The 7,813-nt window shown below is 62.4% G+C and carries 7 protein-coding genes; 5 read left to right on the top strand and 2 right to left on the bottom strand.

The genetic code is table 11. The annotated features are described in order from the left end of the window. From QZ638_RS20865 to QZ638_RS20855, 3 genes are all read left to right on the top strand, one after another. Positions 1-644, top strand: a 644-nt coding sequence (locus QZ638_RS20865) for an NADP-dependent isocitrate dehydrogenase (protein WP_295813994.1), incomplete at its 5' end; no start/stop codon positions are given. 8 nt (positions 645-652) lie between these two features. Beyond that, on the top strand, positions 653-1,297 hold the full coding sequence (locus QZ638_RS20860) for a glutathione S-transferase family protein (protein WP_295813992.1): 645 nt from the start codon (positions 653-655) through the stop codon (positions 1,295-1,297). Between the two features lie 51 nt (positions 1,298-1,348). Further along, a complete protein-coding gene (locus tag QZ638_RS20855; RefSeq protein WP_295813988.1) occupies positions 1,349-1,906 on the top strand; it encodes a DUF4453 domain-containing protein in 558 nt (185 codons plus the stop codon). 96 nt (positions 1,907-2,002) lie between these two features. Here QZ638_RS20855 and alaS read toward each other — a convergent pair whose 3' ends face one another. Together alaS and recA are read right to left on the bottom strand one after the other, a co-directional pair. Then, on the bottom strand, positions 2,003-4,663 hold the full coding sequence (gene alaS, locus QZ638_RS20850) for an alanine--tRNA ligase (protein WP_295813985.1): 2,661 nt from the start codon (positions 4,661-4,663) through the stop codon (positions 2,003-2,005). A 230-nt stretch (positions 4,664-4,893) separates the two neighbouring features. Further along, positions 4,894-5,979, bottom strand: a complete 1,086-nt coding sequence (recA, locus tag QZ638_RS20845) for a recombinase RecA (protein ID WP_295813982.1) — start codon at positions 5,977-5,979, stop codon at positions 4,894-4,896. Between the two features lie 236 nt (positions 5,980-6,215). Here recA and QZ638_RS20840 point away from each other — a divergent pair, with 236 nt between their 5' ends. Beyond that, complete coding sequence (locus tag QZ638_RS20840; RefSeq protein WP_295813978.1) at positions 6,216-7,166, top strand: carbohydrate kinase family protein; 951 nt, start codon at positions 6,216-6,218, stop codon at positions 7,164-7,166. A 13-nt stretch (positions 7,167-7,179) separates the two neighbouring features. After that, a partial coding sequence (locus QZ638_RS20835; protein ID WP_295813975.1) for a pseudouridine-5'-phosphate glycosidase occupies positions 7,180-7,813 on the top strand: 634 nt, incomplete at its 3' end.

The following is a 7,813-nucleotide window of genomic DNA, read 5'->3' as shown; positions in this document are numbered from 1 at the left end:
TCGCCCGCGCCTCGATGAACTACGCGCTGATGCGCAAGGTGCCCTGCTACCTCTCCACGAAGAACACGATCATGAAAGCCTATGACGGGCGCTTCAAGGACATCTTCCAGGAGATCTACGAGACCGAGTTCGAGGCGAAGTTCAAGGAAGCCAAGATCACCTACGAACACCGTCTGATCGACGACATGGTCGCCTCCGCGCTCAAATGGTCGGGCGGCTATGTCTGGGCCTGCAAGAACTACGATGGCGACGTGCAGTCCGACACGGTGGCGCAGGGTTTCGGCTCGCTCGGCCTGATGACCTCGGTTCTGATGACGCCGGACGGCAAAACGGTTGAAGCCGAAGCCGCGCACGGCACGGTGACACGTCACTACCGCCAGCATGAGAAGGGCGAGGAAACCTCGACCAATTCCATCGCCTCGATCTTCGCCTGGACGCGCGGTCTCGCCCACCGCGCCAAGCTGGACGACAACAAGGAACTGGCGAAGTTTGCCGCGACGCTTGAAAAGGTCTGCATCGACACGGTGGAATCCGGTCACATGACCAAGGATCTTGCGCTGCTCATCGGCCCCGATCAGCCCTGGCTTTCCACCACCGGCTTTTTGGACAAGATCGACGAGAACCTGCAGAAGGCGATGGGCTAGAATTCATCATGCCGCCCAAGCCGCGCCTTTTCGGTGCACACTACAGCGTCTATGTGCGCATCGCGCGGCTTGCGCTTCTCGAGAAGGGTGTCGACCACGATTGTGTTCCGGTCGACATCTTCTCAAGCGAAGGCGTTCCCGACTGGTATCTGGAACGCCATCCTTTCAGACGCATTCCCGCATTCGAACACGGTACGCTTCGGCTTTTCGAAACCACCGCGATCACGCGCTACGTGGACGAGGCGTTCACAGGGCCCGCACTCCAGTATAGCGCGGCTGCAGCGCGGGCTCTGACCAACCAGATCGTCGGCCTGATCGACGCCTATGCCTACCGGGCGATGGTTTGGGACGTTTACGTGGAGCGACTTTCAAAACCGAAAAACGGCGGCCTTTGCGACGAAGCACGCATTGCCCGGGGACTGGATACGGCCCGCACCTGCCTTACGACATTGGCGCAACGGGCAAGCGACGGCCCCTGGCTCGCCGGCGATCGGCTCACGCTCGCCGATCTGCACGCGGCACCGGTCTTCGCCTATTTCGCGCTCACGGAGGAAGGCGCTGCATCGATTGAGGCCCATCCGGCGATCGCGCACTGGTGGGACCGGATGCAGGCCCGTGATAGCATGGCATCAACCGCGTTCGAGACGTCCTGAGGCACGCTTCATTGCCGTTGACAGGGACCGCTGGTGAAATAAGCTTCGGCCATGCGCTGGCTGCCTGTTCTTTTAACCCTCATCGCAACGCCCGCGGCCGCAAACGAGAGCGTCGGCTGCCAGGATATCTGGTTCACGCGCAATCTCGTGATGGATAGGGCGGGCTACTGTTTCGCCACGCCGTTGGGACAGGCGCTGTTCGACAATTCCGACTGTACTGGAAAATCTGTTTCCATCGATGCCTTGGGATCGCGCCTCGTGAGCCAGATTCAGGCTCTGGAAAAGCAGCATGGCTGCGCCGTCAACACACGCCGCACCAGGCTCGATCTCGACGACCTCCGCATACGCCGGCAACTGCGCGATCTGCCGGTTTTCGATGAGTTTCCCGGTGGCTGCCTGGGCTGGACGGCAGGCCGCGAACCGCTCTATGCGGGACGGGATAGTGGGTCGAAGGTGATCGGTCGCATCGAACCCGGCGACTATGTGAGCTTCACCCATTTGCCCGTGGATGGCTGGTCCTATGTGACAGTGTCCGAACCCGGCTGGGGCGCACTAAAAAGTGGAGGCTGGATGAGCGGTGAAACGCATTGCAAGGACTTTGCCGGTTGAGCGCAAGCGCCATCGCAACGCAGGACATCCGAGACAAACGAAAACGCGAGCCGTTACAGGCCCGCGTTCGATTTGGCCCCTGTCGTCGCTCGGCTGTCATCCTTCCATTGCAGCCCTGACGGCGGCGATGGCGTCGGCGGCTTTCGAGCCGTCCGGGCCGCCGGCCTGAGCCATGTCGGGACGTCCGCCACCGCCCTTGCCGCCAATCGCAGCGGAGGCGACACGCACCAGGTCCACAGCGCTGAAGCGCTCGACCAGATCCTTGGTGACGCCGACCACGACGCTGGCCTTGCCCTCATCCGACGTGCCAACGAACACGGTGACGCCGGAGCCAAGCGAGGCCTTGCCGTCATCGGCGAGCGGCTTCAGGTCCTTGGGCGAAATCCCCTCGACCACGCGACCCATGAAGCCGACGCCGGCAACCGTCTCGGCACCGCCATCCGACGCCGTTCCACCGCCGCCCAGAGCGAGCTTGCGGCGCGCCTCGCTGAGTTCGCGCTCGAGCCTGCGGCGCTCTTCCAGCACGGTTTCCAGCCGTGCCGGCACATCGGCGGGGGCGACCTTCAATGCGCCGGCGGCACGCTTCAACTGCTGTTCCTGTTCGCCCAGATAATGACGGGCGGCGTCTGCCGTCAGCGCTTCAACACGGCGCACGCCGGAAGCGACAGCGCTTTCCGAGACGATGCGGATCAGACCGATGTCGCCCGTGGCTTTCACATGGGTGCCGCCGCACAGTTCCAGCGAATAGGTCTTGCCCGCCTTCTCGCCGTCCCGCGCCGTGCCCATGGAAACAACGCGGACCTCATCGCCGTATTTTTCTCCGAACAGCGCCATCGCGCCGGCCTCGATCGCATCGTCGACCGCCATCAAATGCGTTTCGACGGGCGCGTTCTGCAGCACGATGGCGTTGGCGATGTCCTCGATACGGACGAGCTCCGCTTCGGAAATCGGTTTGGGGTGTGAGAAATCGAAGCGCAGTCGCTCCGGCGCCACCAGCGATCCCTTCTGCGCAACATGGGCGCCCAGCACCTCGCGCAACGCCTCATGCAGGAGATGCGTGGCCGAGTGGTTTGCCCGGATGCGCGTGCGGCGTGCGTGATCGACCTTGAGCGTGGCAACGTCGCCGGTCTTGACCGTACCGCTCTCCACACGGCCGAAGTGAACGAGAAGGCCGTCGCCCTTTTTCTGGGTGTTGGCAATGGCGATGGAAAAATCCTCACCGGCGATCACGCCGGTGTCACCCACCTGGCCGCCGGATTCACCGTAAAACGGGGTCTGGTTGGTGACGACGGCCACCTCGTCGCCATTGGCAGCGTGATCGACCATGGCACCGTCGCATATCAAGGCGGAAACGATGCCCTCCGCTTCCTCGGTCTCATAGCCCAGGAAGTCGCTGCCGCCGGTCTTGTCCTTGACCGCGAACCAGACGGCCTCGGTGGCGGCTTCGCCCGAGCCGGCCCAATTGGCGCGCGCCTCCGCCTTCTGTCGTTCCATGGCATCGTTGAAGCCGCCCAGATCGACATGGATGCCGCGCTGGCGCAAGGCATCCTGCGTCAGGTCGAGCGGAAAGCCGTAGGTGTCGTATAGTTTGAAGGCGGTTTCGCCGTCGAGCAGATCCCCCTCGCCCATGTCGCCGGTTGCGTCGGATAGAAGCGACAGACCGCGCGCAAGCGTTTTGCGGAAACGGGTTTCCTCGAGCTTGAGCGTTTCGGTGATGAGCGCCTCGCCGCGCACCAGCTCCGGATAGGCACGGCCCATCTCGCGCACCAGCGCCGGCACGAGGCGCCACATGAGCGGCTCCTTCGCCCCCAGTAGCTGCGCATGGCGCATGGCGCGGCGCATGATGCGACGCAGCACGTAGCCGCGGCCTTCATTGGAGGGAAGAACGCCGTCCGCAATAAGGAAACTGGAGGCACGCAGGTGATCGGCAATAACCTTGTGGCTTGCATGCTGCGCGCCCTCGGCCCGCACGCCGGTCGCCTCTTCGGACGCGTGAATCAGCGCGCGAAACAGGTCGATATCGTAATTGTCGTGAACACCCTGCAACACTGCAGCGACGCGCTCGAGCCCCATCCCGGTATCGATGGAAGGGCGCGGCAGCGCGACGCGCTCGTCCGGCGTCATCTGCTCGAACTGCATGAAGACGAGGTTCCAGATCTCGATGAAACGGTCGCCGTCCTCGTCCGGACTTCCGGGCGGACCGCCAGGAATATGTTCGCCATGGTCGTAGAAAATTTCCGAGCACGGACCGCACGGGCCGGTATCGCCCATGGCCCAGAAATTATCGCTGGTGGCGATCCGGATGATACGCTCATCGGGAAGGCCGGCAATCTTCTTCCAGAACCCGGCCGCCTCGTCATCCGTGTGATAGACAGTGACCAGAAGGCGCTTCGGATCGAGACCGAATTCCTTCGTGACCAGGTTCCACGCAAGCTCGATGGCGCGGTCTTTGAAATAATCTCCAAACGAGAAGTTGCCCATCATCTCGAAGAAGGTGTGATGGCGCGCCGTGTAGCCGACATTGTCGAGATCGTTGTGCTTGCCGCCGGCGCGCACACATTTCTGCGCTGTCACCGCGCGGTCGTAGGGTCGCGTCTCCAGACCTGTAAACACGTTCTTGAACGGAACCATGCCGGCATTGGTGAACATGAGGGTCGGATCGTTGCGCGGGACGAGCGGACCCGAGGTCACGATCTCGTGTCCGTTCTTCTTGAAATAGTCGAGAAAGGTCGACCGGATGTCGTTGACGCCACTCATGTTTCAGCCTTTGCGAGAAGCCCGCTCAAGGATGCGGGGAACAGAAGCCCGCCTTTTAACGTCAGCGCCCGGACGTGTCCAGAAATCCCGTGCAGGAGCGGTGTATGCATGCGGTTCCGGCAGACCAGGTTGCAAAAAAATGGACACCGCCGGCGGATGGCGATGTCCATTTCGTCAAGCTTCGAAGCGCGGTCGCTCCCCGCTTTGCCGGGGCCGGCAACATTCAGGCCTTATTCCTCGGTGTCGCCCCCATCCTGATCGCCCGGCCCCGTATCGTCGAGGAATTTGTCGGCGATCAGGCCCGCATTCTGGCGCAGCGCCAGTTCGATTTCCTGAGCCGCTTCCGGATTGTCACGCAGGAACTGTTTGGCGTTTTCGCGCCCCTGCCCCAGACGTTGGGAATTGTAGGAGAACCAGGCACCCGATTTCTCCACGATGCCGGCTTTCACGCCCAGGTCGATCAATTCGCCCGTCTTCGAAACGCCCTCGCCATACATGATGTCGAACTCGACCTGCTTGAAGGGCGGGGCCATCTTGTTCTTCACCACCTTGATGCGGGTCTGGTTGCCCACCGTTTCGTCGCGGTCCTTGACCGAACCGATGCGGCGAATGTCGAGGCGAACCGAGGAATAGAATTTTAGCGCATTGCCGCCCGTCGTGGTTTCCGGCGAACCGAACATCACGCCGATCTTCATGCGGATCTGGTTGATAAAGACAACCATGGTCTTGGAACGCGAGATGGAGGCGGTGAGCTTGCGCAGCGCCTGACTCATCAGGCGCGCCTGCATGCCCGGCAGCGAATCGCCCATCTCGCCTTCGATTTCGGCGCGCGGCGTCAGCGCTGCAACCGAATCGACCACGATGACATCCAGCGCGCCCGAACGCACCAAAGTGTCACATATCTCAAGCGCCTGCTCACCCGTGTCGGGCTGCGAAATCAGCAAATTCTCAAGATCGACACCCAATTTGCGGGCATAGACCGGATCGAGTGCGTGCTCGGCATCGATGAAGCCGCAAATGCCGCCCTTCTTCTGCGCCTCGGCAACCGTGTGCAGGGCCAGCGTGGTCTTGCCCGAACTTTCCGGACCGTAAATCTCGACAATCCGCCCGCGCGGCAGACCGCCGACGCCCAAGGCGATGTCGAGGCCCAGGGACCCGGTGGAAATGGTCTCGATTTCGACCACCTGATCATTGGCGCCCAGCCGCATGATCGAGCCCTTGCCGAAGGCACGTTCGATCTGCGATAGCGCCGCATCCAGAGCCTTGGTTTTGTCCACCGAATTATCCTCTACAAGCCGCAATGAATTCTGAGCCATGATACAACACCCCTTCGAGGTCAATGGAGGCGGTTCCGCCAAATCCGCGATATCCATTTGTACCCTTTTTGTTCTATTTTTGCAATAGGCATTAATACACTGAAAAATATGAGTAATATTATTTTGTTCCATTTTTGTACACAAGAGCGATCAAACTCTGTGCGCATGAGCGCGCCGAGAGGTGGAATGCATGGAATCTCCGATTCCGCGCGGGCGCCGATTCGGACGACCGCTCCATGATCGTTTCCAGCCCCCCTCGCCTGCTTGCCGTTGGCGGCGCCCACATGGATCGGCGCGGTCGTCTCGATGCGCCACATATTCCGGCCACCTCCAATCCGGGCCGCATGCGCGAAGAGGTCGGCGGCGGTATTTTCAACGCGGCACGCATGGCAGGCCGACGCGGCATCTTCGTATCGCTTCTTTCTCTGCGCGGCGGCGACGCATCCGGCGAAGCGGTTGCACGCGCCATCGAGGCCGCGGGTTTCGAGGACCTTTCGGCGACGTTTCTCGACCGGGCGACGCCGAGCTATACGGCGGTGCTCGACGATGACGGAGAGTTGATAACCGGTGTGGCCGACACAGAACTCTATGACGTGGCTTTCGCCAAACAGATGCGACGCTCGAGGACGCGCGACGCGGCGGCGGCGGCCACGGCGATCCTGTGCGATGCCAACATGCCCGCGGATGCCGTGGGGCAGCTTGCGGCGATCCGCGGAGGCGCGCCGCTTTATGCGGTAGCCGTCTCTCCGGCAAAGGCCGCCCGGCTGGTGCAAAGCTTCGCCGCGATCGACGCGCTTTTCATGAACGCGCGCGAGGCACGCGGTCTTGCCGGGCTTGGGGCTGACGTCTCTGTCTTGCAGGCGCCGCGAGCGCTGCGCGCGCACGGCCTCGCTGCAGGCGTGATCACCGAGGGCGGACGCCCGGTGACGGTTTTCAGCGGCGACGATCTCTGGCTTATCGAACCGCCGCGCATCGACACGGTCGTGGACGTAACCGGTGCCGGCGACGCACTCGCCGGCGCTTCCATCGCCGCCCTGATGCGTGGCCTGCCCCTGCAGGAAGCCGTGCGCGAGGGTGTTGCTGCGTCGGGACTTGCCGTCATAAGCGCCTCGGCAGCGCCAGAATTCGACGATACCGCTTTCAACGCGGCGCTTGCGCGGGTGCCCGCAGCGCGTTTCATGTCTTAAAGGAGTTTCTCCCGTGCGATCCAACAACATTATCGACGTCCATGCGCCCGTTACCGAAGCGCTTGCCGCCGGAGCCCCGGTGGTGGCCCTCGAAAGCACCATCATTACCCATGGCATGCCCTGGCCGCGCAACAATGAAATGGCCAGAGACGTGGAAGCCTTGATCCGCGAGGAAGGCGTGGTTCCCGCGACCATCGCCGTCATCGACGGCCGGTTGAAGATCGGCCTTTCCGATCATGAGCGCGAGAACTTGGCGCGGGCCCGGGACCCGATGAAACTGTCGCGTGCCGACCTCGCCTTCGCCATTGCCGAGGGCAAGAGTGGCGGCACCACGGTGGCAGCGACCATGATCGCCGCTCATATGGCCGGCATCGCCGTGTTCGCCACCGGTGGCATCGGCGGAGTCCATAAGGGCGCAGAGATCAGCTTCGACATCTCCGCCGATCTCGACGAGCTGGCACGCACGCCGGTCATCGTCGTCTCCGCAGGTCCCAAAGCGATTTTAGACACGGAGAAGACACTCGAGGTTCTCGAGACACGCGGCGTTCCCGTGGTTGCCTACGGCACCGACACAATGCCTGCTTTCTGGTCGCGCCAATCTCCTTATGCGGCGCCACTCCGACTCGACACCGCCGAGGCAATCCCGC

Source organism: uncultured Nitratireductor sp. (genome assembly GCF_913053745.1).
Lineage (GTDB): Bacteria > Pseudomonadota > Alphaproteobacteria > Rhizobiales > Rhizobiaceae > Nitratireductor.
This window is presented reverse-complemented; position numbering and strand designations above follow the sequence as displayed.

Bases quoted from the DNA above. Each gene is read 5' to 3' on its own strand.
- QZ638_RS20860 (WP_295813992.1), top strand. From the start codon at position 653: ATGCCGCCCAAGCCGCGCCTTTTCGGTGCACACTACAGCGTCTATGTG.
- QZ638_RS20855 (WP_295813988.1), top strand. From the start codon at position 1,349: ATGCGCTGGCTGCCTGTTCTTTTAACCCTCATCGCAACGCCCGCGGCC.
- alaS (WP_295813985.1), bottom strand. From the start codon at position 4,663: ATGAGTGGCGTCAACGACATCCGGTCGACCTTTCTCGACTATTTCAAG.
- recA (WP_295813982.1), bottom strand. From the start codon at position 5,979: ATGGCTCAGAATTCATTGCGGCTTGTAGAGGATAATTCGGTGGACAAA.
- QZ638_RS20840 (WP_295813978.1), top strand. From the start codon at position 6,216: ATGATCGTTTCCAGCCCCCCTCGCCTGCTTGCCGTTGGCGGCGCCCAC.